Here is a 24,561-nt window from a genome sequence, read left to right as displayed (position 1 = left end):
AATGACAGGGAGGTAGGGCAGGAAGGATGTATTCAGTGCTTATCATGGTTGTTGCCATTGCAGTTGTTGTTTTTATCTTACTGGCTTCGATTGTAAAAGCGTATAAGAAAGTGCCGCCGAATGAAGCGATGATTGTGTTTGGTTTAGGTGGCAAAAGAGTTGTGCAGGGCGGCGGAACGTTCGTCATCCCCGGTTTTCAAAGTTACAAAACGATCTCGATGATGCTCACGAGCTTTGACGTGAAGCCTGACCAACCGATGTTCTCTCTGCAAGGTATTCGTCTCAAAATTGAAGCTGTCGCTCAAATCAAAATCCAAAGTGATCCCATCGCGATCGCAACCGCTTCCGAGCAGTTCCTGGATCATTCGATGGCGGAGCGGGAAGCGATGATTTTGCACTCAGTAGAAGGGCATCTGCGGGGGTTAGTTGGGCAGTTGACGGTAGAATCGATCCTCAAGAACCCGGATGAGCTTAACAGTAAGATGAGGGAAACATGTTCGGAGGATTTGGATAAAATGGGGCTAAACCTCATTTCCTTCGTGCTGAAACGGGTAGCGGACGATCAAGGCTACATCGAGAATTTGGGTGTACCTGAAGTGGAACGGATTCGCAAAAGCGCGAGCATTGCCAAAGCGGAAGTCGAGCGAGATATTCAAATCCGGCAGGCGGATACAGAGAAGGAGTCGGCCATTCGCAAGGCGGAAGCCCATCAATTGACGATTGAAGCGGAGAGCGCGGCGTCGGCGAAGGAGGCCCAGTACCGCAAGGAGCTCAGCATGAAGGAAGCGGAGTTCAAGCAGGAGACGACGAGTCGTCAGGCGGAAGCGGATTTGGCTTATGAATTGAAGCAAAAGCAAATTCAACAGCAACTCGTGACGGAGCAGGTACGGATCCGTCAGATGGAAGCGGAGGCGAACAAAACCGTTCGCCAGATCGAGGTCGAGCTGAAGCAGAAGGAGCTTGAGGCTTCTGTTATTAAACCAGCCGAAGCGGAGAAGCTGGCGGCTATCATGCGCGCCGAGGTGAGCAAGCAGCGGCAAATTCTTGAGGCCGAGGCGGATGCGGAGTCGACGAGAAAGCGCGGGGAAGCTACGGCGGAGGCTGAGCTCGCCAAAGGGAAGGCGAACGCGGAGGTTGTGCGCCTAGCAGGGCTTGCGGAAGCAGAGGCGCTAGAGAAGAAGGCCGAGGCCTATAAGCAGTATACGCAGGCGGCGGTGACGGTGGAAATTCTCCGTATTCTGCCGGAGCTGGCGGAGAAAATTGCGGCGCCGCTGAGCAATGTGGATAAGATCACCGTGATCTCGCAGGACGGTTCGACGTCCGGCGTCAACCGGATCACCGGCGATATTGCCAAAATGATCGCGCAGGTGCCGGAGATCACCCAGACGCTCACAGGCAAAAGCGTGACCGACCTAGCACGCGCGTTCCTCGGAACGGATGCTGACCCGACGTTGAAGCGGGAAGGATAGGGAAGGGCTTGCGCGGGGGCGGTTAGGCCCGAAAAAAGGGCGCTAAAGTCACGGACACGGAGCTAACAACAAAGCTACACTCTTAACTATAGAGTGCGGCTTTTTTCTTTTGCCAGAACAGCTAACAAACTAGTCGATTCTACTAGAGATATCAAGCGGATTTTACTAGATTACGATACAATAGAGAGGATGCGAGTCTTCTTCGCAGTGAGTATAGTTTGGATAGAGGCGGGGAGACATATGCTGATATATAGGAAGTTTCTACGTGATCTTTTACGAAATTATATGATGGGTTCGGGGATTGCTGTTCTTGTTGTGGGCGGGGTTATTATTTCGACAACACTTACGATTTCGGGGGCCGAAATGCTCCGAGTATTTATTATTATGATTTTATCGTTATGTGTCATGATGTTTGCGGAGTTTCTGATATTTCGGAGGCACATTGGGCCTATTCGCGAAATGATGGGACAAGAGAAGCCGTCGCTTACGACTATTCGTGCAGCCTACTTACAGACACATCGCTTTCCTGCCTTGTCGGTGATGCGGATCATGGGGCCGCACTTTTTGGGGCTATCCATTCCGGCAATGACCATGGCGAGCTTAGGGATCGCATGGGGTTGGTTGACACTGCCTGCTTTTTACATAGGGCTGGCGGGCATCGGTGCCATACTGATTGCTAGTATGCATGCGTTGCTGGAGTTTTTTACGACGGCGCAAGCCATTCGGCCCATGCTGATACATATACGTGAGTTAGGGCAGCAGATTCATGGGGAGGACGTCTCGTTGGATGGACGCGTCATCGTGTCAATTCAGCGGAAGTTTCAGCTGAGTGCGTTTCTCATCGGTACGATGCCGCTATTTCTTTTTAGCTTAGCAACGCAAATTCGGTTGAGCACAAGTGTGGATTCCTCCCAGTTGATCGCTGATTATTGGAAGTGGGCGGCGATTATTCTTTTGCTGGGCGTTGGCTTCTCGTCTTTGGGAGCACGCTTGCTGGCCAGTGATATTCAACAGCCGATTGAGGATTTACATCGCGTGATGAAGCAAGTACAGTCCGGTGATCTCAAAGTTAGGGCCTCTGACTTATACTCGGATGAGTTCTCGCGGTTGATTGCAGGCTTTAACCATATGGTGAAGGGCCTCGATGCCCGTGAAAAAATGAACAATCAGCTCCTGCAGAGCTATTACGCTACGCTTGCGGCAGCTCTCGATGCGCGAGATGCCTATACAGCAGGGCATTCAACGCGCGTGGCCAAGTACTCTTTGTTAATTGGACAAGCGGTTGACCTGAGCGAACAGGAGCTCGACTGGTTGTACAAAACAGCGCTGCTGCACGATATCGGCAAAATCGGTGTGCGCGATGCGGTGCTGTTAAAGGATGGCCGACTAACCGACGAGGAATTCGAGCAAATCAAGCGTCACCCAGATCTGGGTGAATCGATTTTGAAACAAATTGAGCCCGCTGAGGCGATGGCTCCTTTGCTTCCAGGCGTGCGCTCGCATCACGAGCGCTACGACGGTGCAGGCTATCCAGATGGCCTGAAGGGCCAGGATATCCCGGTGTTCGGCCGCATCATTGCAGTAGCCGATGCGTTCGATGCGATGACGTCCGATCGGCCTTATCGGAAGGGGATGCCTATCCAGAAGGCGATGGCCATTCTCGCTGATGGGAAGGGGAGCCAGTGGGATCCCCGCTTTGTTCAGGGCTTTATGGATGCGTACAAGGCCTAGTTGCTGAGAGTGGTAGTCAGGAGGCTGCAGGGGATTAGGTAGCTGAGGGCTTGTGGAGCCAACTAAATGAAAAACATACAGCTAATTCATCCGTATTTGATGGAATCGAACGAATAGATGGAAAAAGTACAGTTAAAATTGCCGGAATTGGTGATATTGCCGATTTGGGCGGGAATTACCTACAGGAAATCCAGTTATTCTCGCGCATGAGTGGAAATCAGCAAAATTAGCTACATAGAATCCAGTTAAATTTGTTGAAGTGCATCGGGAGCGGCGGGGAGACGTTTGGGGCGTAGAAGTAGAAGTTGCTAACCCAGCCGAAACCACAATAAACCCGCTGTCCAAGAGGACCAGCGGGTTTTATGATCTAGCGGGTTTTCACTTGTGCTTCCACTTCCACGGGCCGAGACTCTGTCTCAGTGGACAGGTAGCGCCCGACCTTGTCGATCCACTCCTGAACGTAGTGATCTGTGGCCCATTGTGCCATGACCAGCTGTTCACCAGGCTCCAGGTCTAAGGTAAGCTGGGGAATGCTGCCAGGTGCTTGCCCGTAGGAGTAAAATTTGAGCGTATCTCCCTCGAAGATGACGAGCATATCGTCCAAGGGGGAGGTTAGCGCATCCGTAGCTTTCGGCCACGAGGACTTGATATTGGTCCAAGAACAACAGATCTCGTCGTGATTAACGACTTTATCAGGCAATTGGCGTGGGAAATCACGCAGTACGTAAGAATCAGGTCTCGATAAACTAGCTTTCGGTGTTTCAGCAACTTTGCCAACCCACTGTCCTGCCTCACGCTGCACGGTCCAACTCTGACCCGATACCTCGCTCATTGCATTGTCTGCCATGCTCGACATCCTCGCTAGATCCGTACTCGTACTTGTGCCAAAGACATCCATCAAGGACACGTGGTTCTTGTCCACTGGCTTTTTGTAGAATTGCAAGGTGCGTGCTTCCTTCAATTGTGGAAGCGTGCGCACCCAGATGCGATCCGCATGATAGGTTGCATTGCCATTCCAAGCTGCCTCTGACTCGGCAATGGAGACGTACTGGTTGCCTGCAAACAACAGTGTTTCTACGCGATTGAATTCTTGATCCTCTGGCTCTGTGAAGCGTTCTGTCTTGATCGGCTGATCAGCCAAATGAGCAGATAAATAGTGAGACTCACCTTTGTTAGTCAGACGTGTGAGGGAGTCGATTTTCCAGAAGTTTTGCTTATACGGCATCAAAATACCAGTGCCTTCGGAGGTTTTCTGTAATTGCCCGCGAACGGGCGCTATGAGCATCGTCCGATAGGTGCTGTAACGAAGTGGCGATAGCACGCGCCCTTGGCCGCCACTTGTGGCAGGCTGATGCTCTGTCCGTAGCCCAATGAGCAAGGCTGTGTTGATGGGAGCAGGAGGGGGCGTGGAGACGGTGACTGCCGCCGGCATCATTTTCCCTTCGAGCGCAGCAGCCTCACTTTGCGTATGCATTGTATGCCATGGGAAAAGAAGTACAACAGCCATGACCGTACCTATACCAGCAACGCAGAGAAGAGGCTTTACCTTGGACTTGTTGCGCTCTTTCTTTCGAATCTTTTGCTCAATATCCTGCTGAAGCTTGGAGGTGAACCCCTTCTGTACGAGGGGCGCATCTTCCAATTGCTTCTGGAAGTCATCCGGCTCAGGAGTGTTCAAGCGCTTCACGCTCCTTCAGACTAAGAACCTTAAGTCTGGCGTGGTGAAGTCTGGATTTAACGGTTCCTTCCGAAATATCCAGAATAGCTGCCATTTCCTTGGTTGTCATCTGATAATGTGCGTGAAGAATTAAGATTTCTCTATATTTTGCGGATAAAGACATGACTTTCTGCCAAATTTCACTTGCATATAAATTTTCAACCGCTTCTGTTTCAGCCGAACTTGCGGTACCTCCCGATTGCACGAATCCAACCAGAGTCACCTTGCGCCAAAACGCTTTGCGCATATAATCATAAGCGGTATTGCGGGTTATCGTAAGCAACCAGGTTTTAACCGCAGCTTCACCACGGAAAGTCGTCAGATTGCGATATACTTTTAAGAAAGCATCCTGTGCAATATCGTCAGCTGCATCTTTATTACGACAAATACTGAAGGCATAATTCCACACATCATTCCCGTAGGTTTCCATTAAATTACGAAGGATCACCTTCTGATCTGTTGTTTCTGCAATGTACTTCAAATAATCAAATACATGGACACCCGTCGTTTCCAATTCTCTCACCTCTCCTATATAGACGCATCTATTTCCGAAAAGTTCACCATTGGAAATAAAAACTTTACTTATAACTTTCGTAAGCCCCTGGCCCTTTGTGCCTCATCAGAGCCTATTCTTTATTGAAACTGTTCATGCCCAATAGTTAGAGCGTGATCGGCAGGAAATTGTACCTAGAAAACAGAACAATTAAAGATAGAATATGAACGTATGCGTTCTTGCTTGACAACGAAGCGCTTTAGCACGCAATATGAAGGAAGGACTAGATCCTTCGGAGAGGAAGAGCAGCATGAATTTCGTTGAGCATATAGCAGATCATTTGCGATCCGGGCTAATAAGTAATTATCCGCAGCCGATTGCCCTGAACCTAGGTTTAGTGTACACAGTGAAGCTAGAAGACAAGAAGACGAATTTAATTTGGCTTCCTTATGAATATACAGGTTTAGCTTACATCGATATGGGCCTGCAGGTGAATGTTTACCCGTACTACCGGGGCACAATTATCGAGGAAATTGAACTTTCCCGAGGAACGGATCTCTACAAGCCACAGACGGAAGAAGCGTTCACGAGGACTCTCTATACAAAGGGGTACGAGCTGCACCAACTGCTGCAAGAAGAGCAATACAGTCATTTACAGGGGAGTGCACCTGATTACCTAGCTAAAATGATGTACATTGTCGACTGGATGCGCTATTACAATTCTGCTAAAGCGGTAGCAGGGACGAAAAAGAAAGAGTAATCATGTTCATGATAGCGGATCTTGCTTTCTACCTAGTAGAGGGCAGGGTCTTTTTGGCCTTTTATATGGCTATAGACCCAGTTAAGGGGGGCTTATCCTGCCTCAATGAATGGGCTTTTTAGCATGTTCTCAAAGACTAGTAGAAGGCTTATCCTAGAGAATGGTAGAAGTTGGTGCCGAAAATTAGGATAGAAGCGGAGAAATTGGCGATGATACGATGGAATAAATGGCTGACAATTGCGACGATCGGTTGCCTATTAACAATAGGTGGCCTGCAAGGTAGAAGCGAGGCAGCAGGGTTTAAGGATATTGGGGGACATTGGGCGGAGCAGACGATCGACCAGATGGTGCAGCAAGGTTTATTGGATGGCTTTCCAGATGGAACATTCCGACCAGATGAGACCGTTACCGCAGATCAATTTGTGAAAATTGTACTGCTAGCCTTCACAGATAAGTTCCCAAATGGGGAACGGAAGTGGAAGACAAGCTTTTTGCAAACGCTGAGTGCAGGTAATCAAAATATTTTACAACAGGACTACCGGGATTTCACGTTTAAGCCGAACACGGTCGGTTATTGGGCTAAGCCATATTTGGATTTGGCAAGTGATCTTCATTTTATAAGCAAAGGACAATTCACTGATTATAAAGCTTCATTGAAGCGAGAAGATGTCGCGGAGATTTTGTACTATTTATTGAAGGAAACGGAATATTTGGAGGACGAGACGTATAGTCTTGCGGCAGCATCTCATTTCGGAGATTTACAGAGCGCAACGAGCAGGCAGCAGAAGTTTATCGGAGAGTCGATGACGAAGGGGATCATGGAAGGGTATCCGAATGGTTACTTCGGGGTAGGTCAATATGTGACACGTGCCGAAGCGTTGCAAATTATTACGCGTTTGCAGACGAAATCAAAGCGCGTCAGCGTGAAAAACGATAACGAAGCTTTCATCAAAGTCGTGCCCACCAAGGATGGCAGCTACAAGAAGCTCGTTTTCCCAGATGAGCGCATGCTGCAAGCCTACGAAGTGATGGAAGGGGCAGGCAAGCTGCGCGGGACGAATTACGATCTGGAAGAAACGACGCTGCGTTTATTTCGGAATTCAGAAGCCAAAGCGCAATCTCTGAGCGGAGCAACGGCGGAAGCGCGCAACAGCAATGAAGCTTCTCTCTGGTTGGATCCACAGTTTGCGACCTATGGCGTCACTGTCCGTCTGGAGGACGGGGTGCTTGCTCGTAATACGGAAAGCATCCGCAAGTTTACGGATTTCCTATTCGGGTATGATGCAGACATTTTCAACCGCCAATTTACGGATGCCTGCGCACGTGCCGCAGCGAAAGGTGTTCTTGAAACAACGACAACGCAAATCGGTAACTATTCAGTAGAAACACGACTGGAATCGGATGGGAAGACGATTGTTTTCTCTATTATCCATTCATAGAAGGTGATCTTGGGATGTACATACAAGTTGTTTTGTTTATTCATTAATTGTGAAACATCTAGCTAACATATACGTACAAGTGTGTAATATGGCTATATATGTACATTTTATCGGAAGGTGTTGAGCTCAGATGCTAGAGGAATTGAGACAGCAAGTTTTGGAAGCCAATTTGGATCTGCCCAAATATCGGCTAGTTACGTTTACATGGGGCAATGTCAGCGGAATTGATCGTGAGCAAGGACTCGTCGTGATTAAACCGAGCGGCGTACCTTATGAGGATTTGAAAGCAGAAGACCTCGTTGTCGTGGATCTGCAGGGTAACCTTGTGGAAGGCAAAATGAAGCCATCTTCGGATACGCCAACGCATTTGGCGTTGTACCGCGCTTTCCCATCGATTGGCGGCATCGTTCATACGCAATCGCCGTGGGCGACAAGCTGGGCGCAGGCTGGCCGCGCGATTCCGGCACTCGGCACGACACATGCCGATTACTTCTACGGCGAAGTGCCGTGCACGCGTCTGATGACTGAGGCGGAGATTCAAGGGGCTTACGAGTTGGAGACAGGCCACGTGATCATTGAAACGTTCCGTGAGTTGGATCCCGCGATGGTTCCGAGCGTGTTAGTGAACTGTCATGCACCATTTAGCTGGGGCAAGGATGCGCACAATGCCGTTCACAACGCGGTTGTACTAGAAGAGGTTGCGAAGATCGCGTATCGTACGTACAACTTAAACCCTTCCATTCAGCCGATGGATCAAACCTTGCTGGATCGTCATTTTTTAAGAAAGCACGGAGCCGACGCGTATTACGGGCAAAAATAAGATCTTATTGAGGGCAATCTGCTGAATTAGCGGATTGTCCTTTTTGTACACATACATAAGGAGAGGAGTTAGTCGATGAAATAGACTAACTCCAGCGTGCCAGCGGCAATTGTAGAAGAGATAGTCAGTTTTGTAGACTAATTCTGAGATTTCAGCTTCGTTTCTCCAGAGATAGTCAGTTTTGTAGACTAATTCTGAGATTTCAGCTTCGTTTCTCCAGAGATAGTCGGTTTTATAGACTAATTCTGAGATTTCAGCTCAGTTTCGCCAAAGTTAGTCGGTTTTGTAGACTAACGCGGGCGCGCTAGTGGAAATTGTAGAGGAGTTAGTCGCTCCAGTACCTTTTGGCGGGGAGCCGTTCATTTGGTATGATGAAAGTAGACTAGGCAGAAGAGGATGATGACAGATGTTTGCGAAATCGAATTATAGCGGAACAAGAGAAGAACAATATACATTGCTGATCGGGCAAGCCCACGCGTTAATACAGGATGAACCGAACCGTATTGCGAATCTGGCGAATGCATCTGCATTGCTGGGGCAGTTTCTAGAAGACATCAACTGGGTAGGATTCTACTTGGTGGATGAGCTGCTTGAGCGGAAGGAGCTTGTGCTAGGACCTTTTCAGGGATTGCCGGCCTGCGTGCGAATTCCTTTCGGTAAAGGGGTGTGCGGTACGGCTGCTGAGCGCATGGAAACTGTGCTTGTTCCTGATGTCCACGCTTTCCCGGGACATATCGCTTGTGATGCGGCTTCGCAATCGGAGATCGTGATCCCGATTGTAGTGGGAGCCGAACTTGTCGGGGTGCTGGATATCGACAGCCCGAGCCTCAATCGGTTCGATGATGTCGACCAGCGTTATCTGGAGCAGTTTGTGCAGAAGCTCGCCGCTGCGTTGTAACCTAGATATCTAGCGAGCTCTCGCGGCGATTAGCTGGAAAATAAATTCCGCCGTCATTTCGGCGAAGGGACGTTTCACAAAGAACCGCCAGCTGCTCAAGCAACTGGCGGTTCTTTGGGTCTCATTATGAAGGGTAAGCGTCGGTACTGATAATAGCCGATAGAAGCTTGCGCATCGATCGCGTGCCGACTTTATCCATGATTTTCTCGATGTGTACTTTGACTGTTTTTTCACTGATAAAGCAATAATCTGCGATTTCTTTGTTGCTATAACCACGCAAAGCGATAAGGCTAATAATTTCGGCTTCACGCGTTGTAAGGACATGTCGAGATGCAAAATGTGTGATAACAGAAGGTAGTTTGGTAGGAAGAAGATTTCTAACAAGGTTCTCTTGAACAGGGGGCATGCTTAAACGACCTCAATATCTCAATAAATGTCTAGCGTATCCTTTATTATAACAGAGTTAGCTATCCTATAGCAGGGAAGGGAGTGTCGAATTTCCAAATTTTCATGTAACTTCTGTCGAGTTAAACTGACGGAACGCTGATTTCACGGTCAATTCTAGCCGGCTTTAGAAAAATAGAAAGAGTGGGAACCTGCATCTCACTAATCCTTGCTTTGAATCACAAGCAATAAGCCTGAGGTAAGCTCAATGAGGCCTTCTGGCTCAAGGAGAATATTACTGATGCCAAGCGACATCCCAATTTCAAGTGTTGCTTGATGAAGGGGATATTGGAACCCGTGCAGCGTGATCCCCGTAACCTCTAGGCTTAGTGGAAGCAGGGAAGTATGTGTGTAAGGCCCCTTCCTCACGCGAGTCGGTTGATCGATCACCATAATGAGATTATTGGCATCCATAATCGCACAGGGAATGCCATGCGCGATGCCTTTGCGAAGCAAATGCACATTAGCAAGGGAATGATCGAACCGTGTGCCTAACGCGCCGACGAGCAGAATTTGGCTTGGATTTTGATCCAATGCCCAATTAAAAGCCATCTCCGTATCCGTCAGATCCTTATAAATCGGATCACAGTCTATGAACTCTTGGCTAGAAGCTCGAATAAGGGCAAGCTCCTCGGTTGTAACGGAGTCGAAATCCCCCATCGATATATGAGGGATGTGGCCGTTTTGAATGAGAAAAAGGGCCCCACGATCGGAACCAACCAGAATATCATCCGCGCGAATCTCCTCTAGCGCCCAATCGCCAAGTGTGCCGCCTGTTATTATCATTATGCGTGTCATATAGGAATCCCCCGGGGAAAATTAACCACTGTATTCCCCTAGTATAGCACAGAAGAGAGAAAAACCGAGAAGCCATAGAGGCTGCTCGGTTTCTTTGTGCAGGATGACGCTTAGTAAAGCTTAGGTTCTTGCATCTACACGCTTACGCATGGGGTTAAGTTCCGACTGATCATGATCAATCTCCGCCTCATCGGCAAAGCCTTGCAGCTCATACGTACTGCGGCCTAGAACCAGGTCGGCGGGGAACTCATCACCTCGTTTAAGTGTAACCTCTTGCCCAGCCTCATTGGCATAAATACCGTCAGTTTCGACCGTATCGCCAGTCATGGGATCCATTGATTTGTTCTTCGACATTCAACATGCCTCCTTTCCTGTTGCTTATCCTTACCATTTCCAAGGTTGCAGGAAATTATGAGGAGAATCATGTAGAATGAGAAGGTCATTATAGCTTGTACGCAGGGAGGAATGAAAGGCATGGCTTTATGGGGGACGATCGTGAATGCAGTTGCCATTATTATCGGTGGATTATTAGGCATCCTGCTGCCCCGTATCTCAGAAAGTATAAAAAACACAGTTCTGCAGGGCCTAGGGCTCGCAATCACTGTGCTAGGTATTACAATGGCACTCAAATCAGATCAAATTGTGCTCGTTATCATGAGCATTGTGATTGGCGGTATTCTTGGAGAGCTCATGCGAATAGAAGCGAATCTGACCAAACTTGGCGATTGGCTGCAGACCAAGATAAGCAAGCAGCCGACATCTCATCCAGCGGCCCCAACTAGCATATCAGAAGGCTTCGTCACCTGTACGCTAGTCTATTGCATCGGCGCTATGGCGATACTAGGCCCTTTGGATGGCGGGCTGCGTCATAATCATGATATTTTATACACCAAGTCGCTGTTGGACGGGTTCTTATCCATTATTTTCGCATCTACCTTGGGGATTGGCGTTGTCTTCTCTGCCGCATCCGTGTTCGTGATGCAAGGAACGATTGCGTTGTTGGCAACGGTGATCGCCATGGCGTTCAGCCAAGCGTCTCTGGATGCCATGATTGTACAAATTACCGCGGTAGGTGGCGTGTTGGTGATTGGTGTGGGAATGAATATTTTGCAAATAAGAAAAATCAACGTGGCCAACATGCTGCCTGCTCTAGTCATTGCCGCGGCAGCGGTGCCTCTCCAACAGTTCATAACGGAGTGGCTGCATCGCTAAATTTACCCAGCGGAACCGTTAAATTTGTAACCAACGCCTCGTACAGTAATGATGTAGCGGGGCTCAGCTGGATTAAGTTCAATTTTTTTGCGCAAATTGCTAATATGTACAATGAGTGTGCGTGGATCGCCCATGCTGTCCAAGCTCCAGATGAGTTCAAAGAGGTGTTCGATTTTATATACACGGTTAGGTGTCTTGGCCATTAGGGAGAGCAGGTCGAATTCTTTGGCTGAAAGGGATATCGTTTGTCCATGCGCACGTACGATGTGGCTCACGAGATCAATTTCTAAACCAGGGAATTTAACCAATTGGGGATCATCCTGATGCTGCTCACGAATGGAGTTGCGGCGAAGAAGTGCTTTGACCCGGGCTACAAGTTGACTAGGGCTGAATGGCTTCGTCATATAATCATCGCCACCCATGCTGAGACCAAGTATGATGTCAATATCCTCACTTTTGCATGAAATAAATAGGATTGGCGTATTGCTCGTTTTACGGAGCTGACGACACACCTCTATACCATCAAGTCCTGGCAGCAAAATATCCAGAATAATGAGATCAGGCCTATGTTCTCTAACAATACCAAACACATCATGTCCGTTATTGGCACTGATCACTTTATAGCCTTCACGCGCCAAGTAGAGTTGAATTAACTGGACAATTTCTTGCTCGTCATCAACGACTAAAATGGTTTCTCCTGCCATGTTTGAAATCCCCCTCAGTGATGAAACAACTCCTAATGTAAGAAGGGTGTTTCCCTCTCTCAAATATTACATATATTACCTACATTATAGAACGATTCTCCCAATAATTTCTATCCATTTATTGACAATGAGGGGGTTCTCGCACGCAAAAATGACACATTTAGGTACAAAGTAGGCTTCGGGTCTTCTAAAATGAGAGTAAGCCGACAGTAATCGCTAATTTTCGACTTTCGGCCCTATTCATGCTCAAGCGGTTAACAAAACATTTGCGGATCAATCGCAGATTGCGGATTGGGCAAAAGCAGGTGTGAACGTAGCTGTGAAGCTGGGTATTATCCAAGGGGATGATGCTGGCAAATTCCTGCCGCAAGCTAACGTAACTCGCGCAGAAGCAGCGGCTATGATTCATCGTTTAATCCAAGCTTTAGACAAAGAATAGTAAAATCTAGCGGTGAGTATCCGTTAGATGTTGACCGTTACGGCAGCGTGCAAACACGCTGCTGTAGCGGTTTTTTGCCGTATCCCCAGTATTTACTCGTAGCGATTTTGGCAGCTTTCTAGGATGATAGAAGGAATCATAACGAATCGAATAGGGGATGAGACAAGATGAAAACCAAACGTGGATGGCGAAGGCTTGTTGTGGCCCTAGTCGTCGTCGGTGCGATGTGTCAGGTTAGTTTCGTGTACAAGAATGAGGTTTTAGCAGGGGCTACTGTGGCTCAGGGGAAGTTCAATATGTCCTACTTATTCAGCGGAGCGCCTAGTACGTATACGTCACAAGTCAATAAGAGCGGAGATACTTTAGATGTGGTGTCGCCGAGTTATTTTCACATAAAAGATGATGGTAGTTTAGAAGTCACAGATTTGCAGGCTTCCTTCATAACGGAAATGCACAGGCAAGGGAAGAGAGTTGTCCCCTTTCTAAGTAATGATTTTGACAGAACGATTGGTGGAAAAGCGATCGATGAACGGGAAACACTAGTTAAAGAACTTGTCGCAAGTATCAAAGCTAATCAGCTAGACGGCATCCAGTTAGATATTGAAAATGTAGGAGCTGAATACCGAAACAAGTATACCGATTTTGTTAAAAGGCTGCGCGCGGAGCTGCCGAATACGATGGAGGTTTCCGTTGCGGTGGCTGCGAATCCGACAGGTTCTACGACGAACTGGATTGGTCTGTATGACTATAAAGCCTTGGCGGCTGTCAGTGATTATCTAATGGTCATGACTTATGATGAGAGCTATCCTGGCGATCCTACGCCGGGTCCTGTTGCTAGCTTGCCCTTTGTTGAGAAATCCATTCAGTATGCGTTGTCTCAAGCTCCAGCGAATAAAATCGTATTGGGCATGCCGTTATATGGCCGCTATTGGAACCAAGATCCTGCATCCGATGGGGCAGGGATCGCTGCTAAAAGTGTTCAAAAGCTGGTAGATCAATATCGAGGGACAATCCGTTATGATGCAGCAAGCCAGTCACCCGTTGCTACATTTACGATCCTATCAACAGATGCGAAAGCAACTGTGAACGGCAAAGAGTTAGCAGCCGGTACTTACACGGTTTGGTTCGATAACGAGCAATCTATGAAAGCTAAGCTGAAGTTAGTAGGGAAATATCAGTTGAAAGGGACTGGCAGCTGGAGCTTAAATCAAGAGGCTGACGATACTTGGAGTTACTACCAGCTATGGGCCGATGGATTTTACTTCACCGATATGCAAAAGCACTGGGCGCAGGCCGACGTCCTGAACGCCGCGAATCGCGGCTGGATGCTCGGCACAGCCGCAGACACGTTCGCGCCCGACGCGGCGCTCACAAGGGCTGAAGCCGCGACGATTATCGTGCGCGCGCTTGGACTAGAGAGCGCGGCAGCCTCCAGTGCCGCGTTCAAGGATGTGCCTGCGACCCACTGGGCGTCGCAGAATATCGCGATCGCGCAGCAGCACGGGCTGATGCAGGGCATCAGCAACGATCGCTTCGCGCCCGATCAGAGCATGACGCGGGAGCAGATGAGTGTGCTGCTCTCCCGCGCGTTAAAGCTAACCACGCCGGGTAGCGGCGTGGCGAAGACGTTCACGGACGTGCCAGCGAATAGCTGGTCGGCAGAGGCCATTGCTGCGATGAGCAGCAGGGGCCTTGTCGACGGCTTCGAAGGCGGCACGTTCCGCCCGCTCGCGTCCTTGACGCGAGCGCAGATGGCTGCGCTGCTGAGCCGCGCGCAGCCGCTGCTCACGCCGTAAGTAGAAGAGGGTCCCAAGCCATGAGTGTGGCTGGGACCCTCTTTGTGCCATATTTTGCGATAATCACCTGTTCAAGATGTGTTCCTGGCATGAATACAACTGCAAAGGACTTTGCAAAAGTGCAAAAGTGCAACCTTTTTGTTCGAATCGGTCTCTCGATACTGAAATAATTGCAAAAAGGCAACTAATTCTGCCAGCGCCCGCCATTTTTGTAGCTTTAGGCGCTAAAGGATGCCTTTCTGCACTTATTCCTCTTGTTGAGCTGTTTACGCCGAAAATAAGTGTCTTTAAGCATCTTTGACCTCTACGCTTACTCAATCTATTCATCTCTGTTAGTGTGTTTGCGCCACTTAGCGCCATTTCGAGTCCCTTACGTTGGTTTAGATTGCTGCTGTTGGGTAACGAACACCATACGTGGTGGTTTGTTCTCAGCAGTTTCTTTCGGCTTCGTTGGGATATCGCCAATTGTGTCATCTGTCCCTGTATACACGAATGTCTGTTGTCCCTTGGGAGCAGGTTTATTGGTCACGAATTGACGAATATTTTTGATGCGGGTTTCGGCGGTAGTGACACGATTGCTGCCAATTTGAAAAAGAGAGGAAGCCGCGACTCCAAGAATACGGATGTTACGAACCGTTATATAACTCCCTAAGTTATCCACACACATTGTGAAAGGTTCGGGAGGCTGAGGGATAGGGAAAGGTCTTTGGTAGAAAGGGTAGGCCGCAAAGCTGCCCTCATTTCCATAATAAATAGGCACTTCACGCTGGACAGCAAAGACCCGGTTCTGCAAGGCAGTATAAACATTATCACCCGTATGCATCGTGCTTGCTGAGCCTATGCTATTGATATAGATGTTGCCAACAATCGATAGTCGAACCATCGATTAGCCCTCCGAAGCAAGTGGAACGAAAGGGGCGATAATGACCGATTCCGGTGGCGTGTCAAACATGGAGGACAAGGAGATGACCTCTGTATCCCCAATCAGGAAAACGGACGAACTGGATACCCCGACGATACGGACATCGCCAACACAGATTTGTTTGTTTTCTACATGTAAATTAAACATTTTTAGCCCTTCTCTCCCTTAAAATAGTTGATCTCGTTGGAACCATTTACTTGGGCAGACTGGATATGTAAGTCTCTATTGCTGTAAGGATGTCTTGCTTCGTTTTGTCCATGATATTGTTGGTTACAGCCTCCAAAGGTTCTTTGAACCCAACGCCGCGGTATTGATTCACATAATGTTGGATACGTGTATCCAGTTGCTTGCGAATATCTTCGATGATCAAATCTTTGTAATCCTCATCGAGTGGATGTTGATATTTATGTTCAAGGTTGTTAATATCGCCCTGTACGCCAAACTGCAAATACTGTTCAATGCCGCTAGCGACATCCGCTTGAATGTCTTTTCCTTGCTTTGCAGCTTCTCCGCGCACTGCCTCTTGACCCGCACCGATCCCGCCGCTTGGTCCTGTTCCCTGATATTGCCCGCCCTGGTAAAAAGGATTCATATCCATAGGAGCCATACCGCCACCGTTACTTTCTTTGTTCAAGGAATTACCGTTCACACTGAGATCCTCAATTTGATCTATTGCGCTAGGACTAATTCCGATCGTTAGCGTCCCGTCTAGCTTTTCAACCTTAAGCTGATCAAAATTATATTCTATTTTATCAATGTGAATGCGCTTCTCGTCCTTCATGGCTTTCAGATCCGCCTGCAGCTTGTTTACGGTTTGCTCTAACTTATCGATGCGCTGTTTCTGCATTTCGAGACAGGCAGTGATCTGCTGGGCCCATTGCTGCCACGTGATCGCGTTATTCATTCGGACATGCACCTCCTTCCGGATTACTCCGATATTCAAAGGACTGCCTGGCTAATCTTGAAGCGCAGTAAGTAAGATTTGGTTAGCGTTATGTCGGTGCCGGGAGAGGAACAAGGGCAATAGGATTAACTTCACTTGTTCCAAGCTCAGGGGCAGGTTCTACGAAACCGCCTGTATTGTACAGATTAGACAAGGAACGAATCGATCCCGCTGTGCCAATTTGGAGGACGGATGAGTTGGCGACAGAGTTTACTTTTAGCTGCTGAATCATAATGGTTTGATGGATGGTCCAGTTCATACGCTGTGGAACACCTCGCTCTAGGCTGACAATTGTCAGAGGATATTGCCGCTCGCATTCGCATCGATAAAGTCAGAATCATTGGTGACCGTCGTACTGTAAGTATTATAGACACGCGGAAAATCCCCGGTGTTAAATGAACCGGCTCCAGCGAAAGTCTTGGAGGAGCTAGTAGGTGAAATAATAAAGGAATCGCCGAAATGAACGACAGAGCTGGAGCCGACACTAATAATTTTCACATTCCCGACGATAGCTGGCATAATCCGATCCCCCTTGCGTTATCACACCTACAGTATATGAGGTATCCGCCTAGAGGTGCTCTGAATTTTCGGGAGGGTGTCACATCGGGAGGTAGGCACATATACTGTTAGCAAAATGAGGTGATAGGCTTGAGCGGATTTAATCGCCATCCTTGGCTGAAGTGGGAACAGGTTGAGAAGTTTCTTGGACAAAAGCTGCCATTCGCCGAAAAAGGGCAGACCTTTCTAGATAATATGACGTGGGCTGAAGGATATGTACAGGACATGCTGAAAAAAGCGATGCCAGGCATGGATGCCAACATTTCATCCTCTGGAACCATTGGTACAGAAATTTTTGAGACGCATGAGCACGTCATTGTTAAGGTGAAAATTGCAAAGGAAGAAGATCCAAGAGCGCTCCAAGTGTTCGTCAAATCGAATCAAATTAAGCTGACAGGCTTTACGAATGGTAAGAATCGCATTATAAAAGTGCCAACGCTGGTGTTGCCGAGAACTGCCAATGTCACCTATAAGCAGCGAGTATTGGAGATCAAGATTCGCAAGCGAGGGTTGAAGGAGAGCTATCATGAGGCGTATATCCGGTACTAGTCACCGCGCTGTAACCGAAAGAACCCCCTTAGGCCATATGGCTGAGGGGGTTCTTTCGGTTTGGTGTTGAGGGAATAGATGGAGGTTTTCCATCTATTCCGACTCTTTTTCATTTGTTATTTAAGCAGTGGCTGTCGTTAACCGACTACAGCACGCGACGTGCTGTCATATAACGGGAAGCCCACGTACCGCTGTTCATGTCGGTGATACGAACGCCGCCCGCGCCGTAGGTTTGAAGGATTTTGTTGTTGCCCATGTAGATTGCAACGTGGTGAATCACACCTGGTTTGCCTGGGATAGAGTAGAACACCAAATCGCCAACACGTAGATTGCCACGGGATACATACTTACCTACACGTGCTTGTTGTTGAGATGTACGCGGCAGGCTAACGCCTACTTTTTTAAATACATACTGCGTGAAGGAAGAACAGTCAAAGTTACGTGTTTGACCTGCAGTAGCACCGAATTTGTAAGGTGTTCCTAAATATCTTTTACCAATGGAAATGACTTGACTGCCTCTGGAAGTCGATGTTGCTGACGCTGTAAGCGCTGTAGCATTGGCTACTTCTGTTGACGCACTCGTAGCTGCTTCTGCCTTACCTGGTGTAGCTGCTGCAGCTACTGATAATCCTATAGATACGGACAATGCCGTAACGACTAATTTTTTGTACCAAGTTTTTTGTGGGTTTTTCATGGGGTTTGCCTCCTTAGAGTTTTCGCTGAGTTTTCGCCAAACTATCTTGCATTGAAGATTAGATACTTCAATGAATATCCGCAAGAATCTTGGTCAGTTGACTCTTAATTGAGTAACCTTGCGATGTGGTTGTCCACCTGAGACTCAGTATACCAGATGAAAATTGCCCTATTATTTACCATGCAACCTTGTAAATCGCGCTATATCAGGGGGAAAGCCCAATTCTGAGAGAATGATGAGAATCCCCTTATAATGTTCTTATTGACAGGATTGTGGAAGCGTTACAACGGCCGTGGAGCCTAGTCCTAGACTGCTTAGGAGCTCTATGGTTCCTTGATGTTTTTGCACAATATGCTGGGCAATAGCGAGCCCAAGACCTGCTCCTCCTTGCTTACGGTTCCTAGCTTTATCAGACCGATAGAAGCGGTCAAAGACGTGGGGGAGGTCCTCTTCCGCGATGCCAATTCCTTGATCCATGACTTTGATAATCACCTGTTTCTCTTGCAAACAGATGCGGATATCCACGATCTTCTGGCTATATTTTAACGCGTTGTCTATCAAAATAATAAGCAATTGCCTGATCTGATAGGGATCCCCCGTCATCGGAAGTTCTTTCATATTGAGCTCGGACTGTACACGAATCTCACGGGAAGAAGTGACGCGGAGAGACGCGGCAGTTTGCTCTACTAATGGAATAAGGTCGAATTCTGTATTCTGCTCACAATTTGTACGGTTTGTATTCGTGAGTGAAAGCAGGTTTTGCGTGAGCAGCTTCAGCTGGGCAGACTCAGATACGATGGCTTCTAGGGCCTCTTCCCGCAATTGATCATTGCTGGAAGCCCATCTCCGCAAGAGACTCGCATAGCTTTCAATAATCGTGAGCGGGGTTCGCAGCTCATGAGAAGCATCGGCGAGGAATTGCTCCTGTTTACGAAACATATCTTGCAGCCTGTCAATCATGCGGTTGAAGGTGTTGCCAAGCATCATCAGTTCATCATTAGCTTGGTTGGCAGGCAGTGTAATATGACGGAATGAACCGCTTTCCTCAATGTTTTGCATGGTAGCAATGAATTGTTTAAGGGGTCGAAACAGCACATTCGTATAAAAATAACCCCCAATCAGAGCCAAGATAAGCGCACCAATGGAAGTCAGGACAAGAATCGAGATCAACATTTCGGAGTATGTGCCAAGTCTTCGCAGGCTGCGTCCTATTTCTAAGAGGGCTACTTGTTTTCCGTCTTTGAACACGGGTGTCCGAACGAATAGTATGATGCCATCTGCATCAGTTAATAAGGCCTCAGACGCCTTAGTCGAATAGATTGCTGGGTAACTGGCAAGATTCGTATCGGAATAAATCTCATGTGCGACCTTCGAGTCTGGTGTAATATATCGCAGCATTTCTTGTGGGATGAGCAGCTCATCCATTTGCATATTATCTTTCCAATACTCGGGATGGTTAGGTAGATCCTTCAACAACAAAGCGCTGGCTTTATCCTTCAAAAGGTCAATTTCACCCTTCGTAGTCACGCGGATAAACATGTAATATACAAAAGTAAAGCTGAAGAATAGGACCACCATCAAACCGATTGATACCCACAACGTAATTTTTAGTCTCAGGCTCATACAGATTCCTGCCCATCGGAGGAGGAGTTGCCTTCTGAATCCGTCTTTTCCGCTTTAATTAAATATCCGATGCCACGAATCGTCTGAATTAGCTTGGTGGAGAAGGGCTTGTCCACTTTCTGGCGTAAATAACGAATATACACATCGACAACATTCGTATCCCCGATAAAATCATAGCCCCACACCTCGGTAATAATTTGCTCACGCGACATCACCTCATTCTGATGCTGGATCAGGAAGCGCAGCAAATCAAACTCCGTTGGCGTCAGCTCAATGGCAGTGCCCTCACGCGAGACCGCACGGCTCTTCAAATCCATCGTAAGCTCATCGATTTTCAGCAAATGATCCTGTTCGGGCACTTGCTCTTGCAGGCTCTTCTGCCGGAGTAGACTGCGAATGCGCGCAAGCAGTTCTACAGTGGCAAAAGGCTTTGTAACATAGTCGTTAGCGCCCTGATCCAGTCCACTGACACGATCAGGGATGGCATCGCGCGCAGTCAACAGAATGACAGGCAGCGAGGCATTGACCTGTCGAAGGCGCCTTAGAACCTCAAGTCCATTGAGCTCTGGGAGCATAACGTCAAGAAGGATGAGATCCCATCCTTCTTCGCTCAAGGCAGCTTGAAGTCCAGATCGCCCATCCCCACAAATAAGTACCTCATAGCCTTCATGCTCAAGCTCTAACTGCAGCACACGGGCAATACGTTCTTCATCTTCAATTAGCAAAATGCGGCTCATAGCGGCTCATATTCACTCCCAAAGCCACTGGATACAGGCAGCGGCATTTATTTGTATGGATTCGGTGTCCAGAAAATCTCTTCGCATTTGATAAAAGATTGTAGAAACTCTGGTTCAACTGGAATCTGCGTACGGTAAGCAAGCAACGCCTGCCACTTGCAATAGGCCTGAGCCAATGTCAGTGGCCGGCGGATCGGCGGCGGCCAAGGTACGTTCAACGGAACGCGATGTCCCTCTACAAGATGCGCTTCGAAAGGAAGCTCAGGCGTGATGCCGCGTGGCCATGGCCACTGAGATTCTGCACCGCTATGGATCAAATACGTATAGACCGCACCCATATACCCAGTTTGCAGGATGGCTTCCATGACGAAAGCATGAGTTGCCCCATGGTCGAGATGGGTATCAGCGGCATCCGTGACATAGATCTCTTTGGGCTGCAGCGTCGCGATTAATGCCTTCGTATCACCGAGGGCATAAGCCTTCCGATACGGTGCGGGGCAGCCGTAATACATCGTGTGAAAATCAGGCACGAGCCCGCCGTAGGTTGCCTGCCGCTGCGTAAAACGCTGCTGAAAGGGCGGCATAGCGCCCGTAGTGGCATATACGCGGCTCAGACCGGCATCTGGATAGCCGAGGAACGTCAGATCCTGTGGGCGAAGCCCGATCAGCGCCGCGGCTGCCAGAGCCTCTTGCTGGCGTATACGGGCCAGCTCCAAGTAATGAGCTGGCCCTAGCTCTTCTGGAGGCTTACCGAATAATAGGGTAGCCGCTTCCGGGTAGCCATCACCATTCGTGAAGAACACGACATGAACTCTTTTGCCGCAGGCAATGGCGTCCATGATCGTGCCAGCTGTCCCTAGTATTTCATCATCAGGATGTGGGGCAAATATAAGTAAATCAACCGGATATTTCTTCAAACGCAATTCCTCCCACGATTACATTAATCAATGAGATTAATGTATGTGGGCAGAAGCGGATGCGTGTTAACCCGACCTACTCCCAGCCAGGGAATAAGGGTTTTGTAGGTTCTGGAAGACGGAATCCGCCGATAAAGGCGCAACCAATCCCCCAAGCAATGATCATCCAGATGAGAAAGACAATCGCTTGTCTGCGGTTTCCTTTTCCCTGTTTCGTCCAATAGGTCATTTGCTGGATGGCAATGAGGATGGATGGAATCGTAAGTGCGGTCAATTTAATCCACATTATTGACTAATCTCATCCTCTCTTAAGTAATAAGGAGCGCCTTGAACACCGATTTGATAAATATTAGCGGCAACCTTAAACTGGACGTCTACTTCAGGGAAGATAGTTTCCCAGTCCTTCTCGATTTTTTTCCACAGCTTTGGATACTTCCGATAGACAGATTGTCCGAGACCGGCGTTGTCCGTCTTGTAGGTCGTTTGCAGGGTGTGAAAAAGCTTCTGATATATCTTCGTAATTTGCTCTTGAAAAGATGCATTAAGCTTCTCCATAATAGCGGGATCACTTGGATCCAGATTCGAATTATTGTCCATAATACGGCCAGTTGCTGTAATATCCATAATAAAATGCGGTTGCTCACCGGAGATTTCCACTCGTTTCTTAACATTTAACGTAGTGACTCGAACAGACAGTTTATTTTTCTGGTCAGGGAGAGCTACCTCCACGTCGCCGAAGGGCTTTTTGCCTAACAGGCTCGTTAGCGCAACAGCTTGCATGTCGTCTACATAGCCTACCAAAGCGGTTCTATTAAACAAGGCGACACTGTTCAAAAGAATTTTACCATCTTTATCTTTGGAGAACGCAGCCGCAATGGGCTCAATACCGGTAGCGGCGGAGGAGGCATAGAAATTGCGGAGCATCGAAGGGACCACCATTTTTCGAACGATGATTTCACGCAAGGCTTCTTCCTTTGTGGCTTCCAAGGGGTACTCCGTCTCGACGAGACTTTTGGCATCGGTATCCCGAGCAATAACAAGATAGGTGCGCAAACGATTTTTTGGATTTCTTGAAATCAAATCTAGCAAGGGTGCCATGTTTTGCCGGGCTAATGATTCTCCAACCATGAAGATCCTACGGTGTGAAGGCAACACATCTCTTGAAAGTTTGCGCTCTAGCTTCACGGTCATGGCCTCCATATTGTCGCCATAATCGACGAGGGGCATGTACGTCTTCTGTTGCGTGCCACCACTTGTGGTCAATTGGCCTGCGCCAATTGATTTAGGAATCGCAATCTGAACATAACCACGGTACTTGCCTGTATCCGCCATCAGATCAAATGCGGAAAGCTGAATGATGGCAATGTCATTAATTTCTTTGCGATCCCAGCACCCCGTTAGAAGGATAAGAATCATCGTATATGTCATTAGTTGACTCATTTTTCTCATCATTCGTGCCTCTTGGTATCCGCCTCTGGCGGAGTTGTAACCAGATCACGGTCAAGGATCCAATGCGGAGAACGAACTAGAAAGTCCCGCAGTCCTTTTAATCGCAAAGGTCCAATCGGAGATAGGTAGGGAACGCCAACGGAACGGATTCCCGTCAAATAGAGGGCAAGTGTAAACAGTCCCAGCAGAATTCCGACGAAGCCGAGCGTACCTGCAAGCAAGAGCAGCAGCAAGCGCATGATTCGAATGGAAAAAGTCATGTTATAGCGTGGAATCATAAAGGAAGCGATTCCCGTCACTGAAACAACGATGACCATGGGGGTCGATACGATACCTGCTTGTACAACTGCTTGTCCGATGACGAGAGCGCCGACGATACTGACGGTTTGTCCCATGACGCGCGGTAACCGAAGTATCGCTTCGCGGAGTGCTTCGAATGTAATTTCCATGATGAGGGCCTCGACCATAGCAGGGAAAGGGGAGGCTTCACGGGCTCCTGCAACAGCAAGCAGTAAATTCGTCGGCAGCATTTCAGGATGGAAGGTTGTAATGGCCACATAGAGAGAAGGCAATAGTAGAGCCAGAATGATAGACAAAGAGCGAATAAACCGTATGAAGGTTGCACTGGTGAACATCAAGTAGTAGTCTTCACTGGACTGAAAAGCCGACCAGAATTGAAAAGGAGCAATTAACACGAAAGGCGTATTATTGGTGAATATAGAGACTTTCCCTTCTAGGAGAGCGCCTGCCACCACATCGGGCCTTTCCGTGTATTCCATGGTAGGGAAAATACTGAAGGGATTATCCCGAATCAGTTCTTCGATATAGCTGCTCTCCAGTACGGCATCAATATGAATAGCGGATAACCGCTTCATGATTTCATCGACAATTTCTTGATCCGCGATACCATCCAAATAAATGAGCCGTACTTCCGTTTGGCTGAGCGCGCCGATTTGCCAGGTTTTGATCCGCATTTTATCTGTTTTTAAACGACGTCGAAGTAAGGCAACATTCGTTTCCAAATGTTCTGTAAAGCCCTCCCTGGGGCCGCGGACACCTGATTCTGTTTCAGGCTGTTCAATACTCCGATGTGGCAAGCGGGCCAAATTGGCCAATAGTACTTGCATCTCCCCTTGCTCAGCGATCACAACAAAGCCAATGAGCAGACTATCAATCAACGTTTCAAAGAGATTGGTTTGTTTGACTTCCGGCGTTAGCAGGTAGGAGGAGAGCGTTCCTGTTGTTGGCTGCGCTTCAGATAAGGGTTTGGTTATCTCGCGTTCAATCCGCTCTGCGTCAACCAAGCCTGAGATGTAAGCGATAAGGGTAGAACGGATGTGTACAAAGACTAAATCTGGATCGTGATCAAGCTGCTGATTGATATCAGCTTGCAGCTGAGCGATATCGATGGCTTCATCAACGGGTGTTTGTTGCATCCGATTTCCCTCC

At 48.1% G+C, this 24,561-nt stretch carries 29 protein-coding genes; 11 read left to right on the top strand and 18 right to left on the bottom strand.

Annotated features, from left to right (window positions below; translation table 11 throughout):
* The first annotated feature begins 26 nt into the window (after positions 1-26).
* The 3 genes from ASL11_RS05530 to ASL11_RS05520 all read left to right on the top strand — a co-directional run bounded on the left by ASL11_RS05530 (position 27) and on the right by ASL11_RS05520 (position 3,430).
* Positions 27-1,469: a flotillin family protein gene (locus ASL11_RS05530; protein WP_056610780.1), complete on the top strand. Its 1,443-nt coding sequence runs from the start codon at positions 27-29 to the stop codon at positions 1,467-1,469.
* Between the two features lie 240 nt (positions 1,470-1,709).
* A complete protein-coding gene (locus ASL11_RS05525; RefSeq protein ID WP_056610777.1) occupies positions 1,710-3,200 on the top strand; it encodes an HD domain-containing phosphohydrolase in 1,491 nt (496 codons plus the stop codon).
* A gap of 50 nt (positions 3,201-3,250) precedes the next feature.
* Complete coding sequence (locus ASL11_RS05520; protein ID WP_056610773.1) at positions 3,251-3,430, top strand: hypothetical protein; 180 nt, start codon at positions 3,251-3,253, stop codon at positions 3,428-3,430.
* 137 nt (positions 3,431-3,567) lie between these two features.
* Here the strand turns inward: ASL11_RS05520 and ASL11_RS05515 are convergent, their stop codons facing one another.
* Complete coding sequence (locus tag ASL11_RS05515) at positions 3,568-4,878, bottom strand: hypothetical protein (protein ID WP_056610770.1); 1,311 nt, start codon at positions 4,876-4,878, stop codon at positions 3,568-3,570.
* The gene (locus ASL11_RS05510) at positions 4,865-5,431 is read right to left on the bottom strand and encodes an RNA polymerase sigma factor (protein ID WP_056610767.1); all 567 of its coding nucleotides are present in this window, start codon (positions 5,429-5,431) and stop codon (positions 4,865-4,867) included. The genes ASL11_RS05515 and ASL11_RS05510 overlap by 14 nt, the downstream gene beginning before the upstream one ends.
* Positions 5,432-5,720: 289 nt before the next feature.
* Between ASL11_RS05510 and ASL11_RS05505 the strand changes: the two genes are divergently transcribed.
* The 4 genes from ASL11_RS05505 (at position 5,721) to ASL11_RS05490 (ending at position 9,327) form a co-directional block, all read left to right on the top strand.
* On the top strand, positions 5,721-6,170 hold the full coding sequence (locus ASL11_RS05505; RefSeq protein ID WP_056610763.1) for a hypothetical protein: 450 nt from the start codon (positions 5,721-5,723) through the stop codon (positions 6,168-6,170).
* Between the two features lie 209 nt (positions 6,171-6,379).
* Positions 6,380-7,609 (top strand): S-layer homology domain-containing protein, encoded by a 1,230-nt coding sequence (locus ASL11_RS05500; RefSeq protein ID WP_056610759.1) that lies wholly within the window; start codon positions 6,380-6,382, stop codon positions 7,607-7,609.
* A gap of 130 nt (positions 7,610-7,739) precedes the next feature.
* Positions 7,740-8,429, top strand: a complete 690-nt coding sequence (araD, locus tag ASL11_RS05495) for an L-ribulose-5-phosphate 4-epimerase (protein WP_056610756.1) — start codon at positions 7,740-7,742, stop codon at positions 8,427-8,429.
* Positions 8,430-8,835: 406 nt separating this feature from the next.
* Positions 8,836-9,327 (top strand): GAF domain-containing protein, encoded by a 492-nt coding sequence (locus tag ASL11_RS05490; protein ID WP_056610753.1) that lies wholly within the window; start codon positions 8,836-8,838, stop codon positions 9,325-9,327.
* A 124-nt stretch (positions 9,328-9,451) separates the two neighbouring features.
* Here ASL11_RS05490 and ASL11_RS05485 read toward each other — a convergent pair whose 3' ends face one another.
* From ASL11_RS05485 to ASL11_RS05475, 3 genes are all read right to left on the bottom strand, one after another.
* Entirely contained in the window at positions 9,452-9,733 is a 282-nt protein-coding gene (locus tag ASL11_RS05485; protein ID WP_056610750.1) for a response regulator transcription factor, read from the bottom strand.
* Positions 9,734-9,933: 200 nt separating this feature from the next.
* Positions 9,934-10,569 (bottom strand): thiamine diphosphokinase, encoded by a 636-nt coding sequence (locus ASL11_RS05480; protein ID WP_056610747.1) that lies wholly within the window; start codon positions 10,567-10,569, stop codon positions 9,934-9,936.
* Positions 10,570-10,689: 120 nt separating this feature from the next.
* Positions 10,690-10,923, bottom strand: a complete 234-nt coding sequence (locus ASL11_RS05475) for a hypothetical protein (RefSeq protein WP_056610744.1) — start codon at positions 10,921-10,923, stop codon at positions 10,690-10,692.
* Positions 10,924-11,043: 120 nt separating this feature from the next.
* Here ASL11_RS05475 and ASL11_RS05470 point away from each other — a divergent pair, with 120 nt between their 5' ends.
* A complete protein-coding gene (locus ASL11_RS05470) occupies positions 11,044-11,781 on the top strand; it encodes a DUF554 domain-containing protein (protein ID WP_056610741.1) in 738 nt (245 codons plus the stop codon).
* Positions 11,782-11,783: 2 nt separating this feature from the next.
* Here ASL11_RS05470 and ASL11_RS05465 read toward each other — a convergent pair whose 3' ends face one another.
* Positions 11,784-12,485, bottom strand: coding sequence for a response regulator transcription factor (locus tag ASL11_RS05465; protein WP_056610738.1), 702 nt, complete (start codon positions 12,483-12,485; stop codon positions 11,784-11,786).
* 238 nt (positions 12,486-12,723) lie between these two features.
* Between ASL11_RS05465 and ASL11_RS37825 the strand changes: the two genes are divergently transcribed.
* Both ASL11_RS37825 and ASL11_RS05460 read left to right on the top strand, forming a co-directional pair.
* Positions 12,724-12,924: an S-layer homology domain-containing protein gene (locus ASL11_RS37825; protein WP_082595272.1), complete on the top strand. Its 201-nt coding sequence runs from the start codon at positions 12,724-12,726 to the stop codon at positions 12,922-12,924.
* 167 nt (positions 12,925-13,091) lie between these two features.
* Positions 13,092-14,720 (top strand): S-layer homology domain-containing protein, encoded by a 1,629-nt coding sequence (locus tag ASL11_RS05460; RefSeq protein ID WP_056610735.1) that lies wholly within the window; start codon positions 13,092-13,094, stop codon positions 14,718-14,720.
* 370 nt (positions 14,721-15,090) lie between these two features.
* On the opposite strand, the gene ASL11_RS05455 is transcribed toward ASL11_RS05460, so the two are convergent.
* From ASL11_RS05455 to ASL11_RS05435, 5 genes are all read right to left on the bottom strand, one after another.
* A complete protein-coding gene (locus tag ASL11_RS05455) occupies positions 15,091-15,603 on the bottom strand; it encodes a spore germination protein GerPE (protein ID WP_056610732.1) in 513 nt (170 codons plus the stop codon).
* Positions 15,604-15,606: 3 nt separating this feature from the next.
* Positions 15,607-15,789 (bottom strand): hypothetical protein, encoded by a 183-nt coding sequence (locus ASL11_RS05450; protein WP_056610730.1) that lies wholly within the window; start codon positions 15,787-15,789, stop codon positions 15,607-15,609.
* A gap of 46 nt (positions 15,790-15,835) precedes the next feature.
* Entirely contained in the window at positions 15,836-16,546 is a 711-nt protein-coding gene (gene gerPC, locus ASL11_RS05445; RefSeq protein ID WP_056610727.1) for a spore germination protein GerPC, read from the bottom strand.
* Positions 16,547-16,634: 88 nt separating this feature from the next.
* Positions 16,635-16,844 (bottom strand): spore germination protein GerPB, encoded by a 210-nt coding sequence (locus tag ASL11_RS05440; protein WP_056610723.1) that lies wholly within the window; start codon positions 16,842-16,844, stop codon positions 16,635-16,637.
* 35 nt (positions 16,845-16,879) lie between these two features.
* On the bottom strand, positions 16,880-17,104 hold the full coding sequence (locus ASL11_RS05435) for a spore germination protein (RefSeq protein ID WP_056610720.1): 225 nt from the start codon (positions 17,102-17,104) through the stop codon (positions 16,880-16,882).
* 129 nt (positions 17,105-17,233) lie between these two features.
* Between ASL11_RS05435 and ASL11_RS05430 the strand changes: the two genes are divergently transcribed.
* A complete protein-coding gene (locus tag ASL11_RS05430; protein ID WP_056610716.1) occupies positions 17,234-17,692 on the top strand; it encodes an Hsp20/alpha crystallin family protein in 459 nt (152 codons plus the stop codon).
* Between the two features lie 145 nt (positions 17,693-17,837).
* Here the strand turns inward: ASL11_RS05430 and ASL11_RS05425 are convergent, their stop codons facing one another.
* The 7 genes from ASL11_RS05425 to ASL11_RS05395 form a co-directional block, all read right to left on the bottom strand.
* Positions 17,838-18,386, bottom strand: coding sequence for a C40 family peptidase (locus tag ASL11_RS05425; RefSeq protein WP_056610713.1), 549 nt, complete (start codon positions 18,384-18,386; stop codon positions 17,838-17,840).
* A 258-nt stretch (positions 18,387-18,644) separates the two neighbouring features.
* Positions 18,645-20,009, bottom strand: coding sequence for a sensor histidine kinase (locus tag ASL11_RS05420; RefSeq protein WP_056610710.1), 1,365 nt, complete (start codon positions 20,007-20,009; stop codon positions 18,645-18,647).
* A complete protein-coding gene (locus ASL11_RS05415; RefSeq protein ID WP_056610707.1) occupies positions 20,006-20,746 on the bottom strand; it encodes a response regulator transcription factor in 741 nt (246 codons plus the stop codon). Before ASL11_RS05415 ends, ASL11_RS05420 begins: the two co-directional genes overlap by 4 nt.
* A gap of 47 nt (positions 20,747-20,793) precedes the next feature.
* Positions 20,794-21,663, bottom strand: coding sequence for a PIG-L deacetylase family protein (locus ASL11_RS05410; protein ID WP_056610704.1), 870 nt, complete (start codon positions 21,661-21,663; stop codon positions 20,794-20,796).
* Between the two features lie 76 nt (positions 21,664-21,739).
* On the bottom strand, positions 21,740-21,949 hold the full coding sequence (locus ASL11_RS05405) for a hypothetical protein (protein WP_056610701.1): 210 nt from the start codon (positions 21,947-21,949) through the stop codon (positions 21,740-21,742).
* The gene (locus tag ASL11_RS05400) at positions 21,949-23,115 is read right to left on the bottom strand and encodes a Ger(x)C family spore germination protein (RefSeq protein ID WP_082595270.1); all 1,167 of its coding nucleotides are present in this window, start codon (positions 23,113-23,115) and stop codon (positions 21,949-21,951) included. Before ASL11_RS05400 ends, ASL11_RS05405 begins: the two co-directional genes overlap by 1 nt.
* Positions 23,112-24,548 carry a spore germination protein gene (locus tag ASL11_RS05395; protein ID WP_056610695.1) on the bottom strand — a complete coding sequence of 479 codons (1,437 nt, stop codon included), beginning with the start codon at positions 24,546-24,548 and terminating at the stop codon, positions 23,112-23,114. Before ASL11_RS05395 ends, ASL11_RS05400 begins: the two co-directional genes overlap by 4 nt.
* Positions 24,549-24,561: the final 13 nt, after the last annotated feature.

The sequence above is a fragment of the Paenibacillus sp. Soil750 genome, assembly GCF_001428045.1.
GTDB lineage: Bacteria > Bacillota > Bacilli > Paenibacillales > NBRC-103111 > Paenibacillus_E > Paenibacillus_E allorhizoplanae.
The sequence above is the reverse complement of the archived record's forward strand: the minus strand, read 5'-3'. Positions and strand labels throughout refer to the sequence as shown.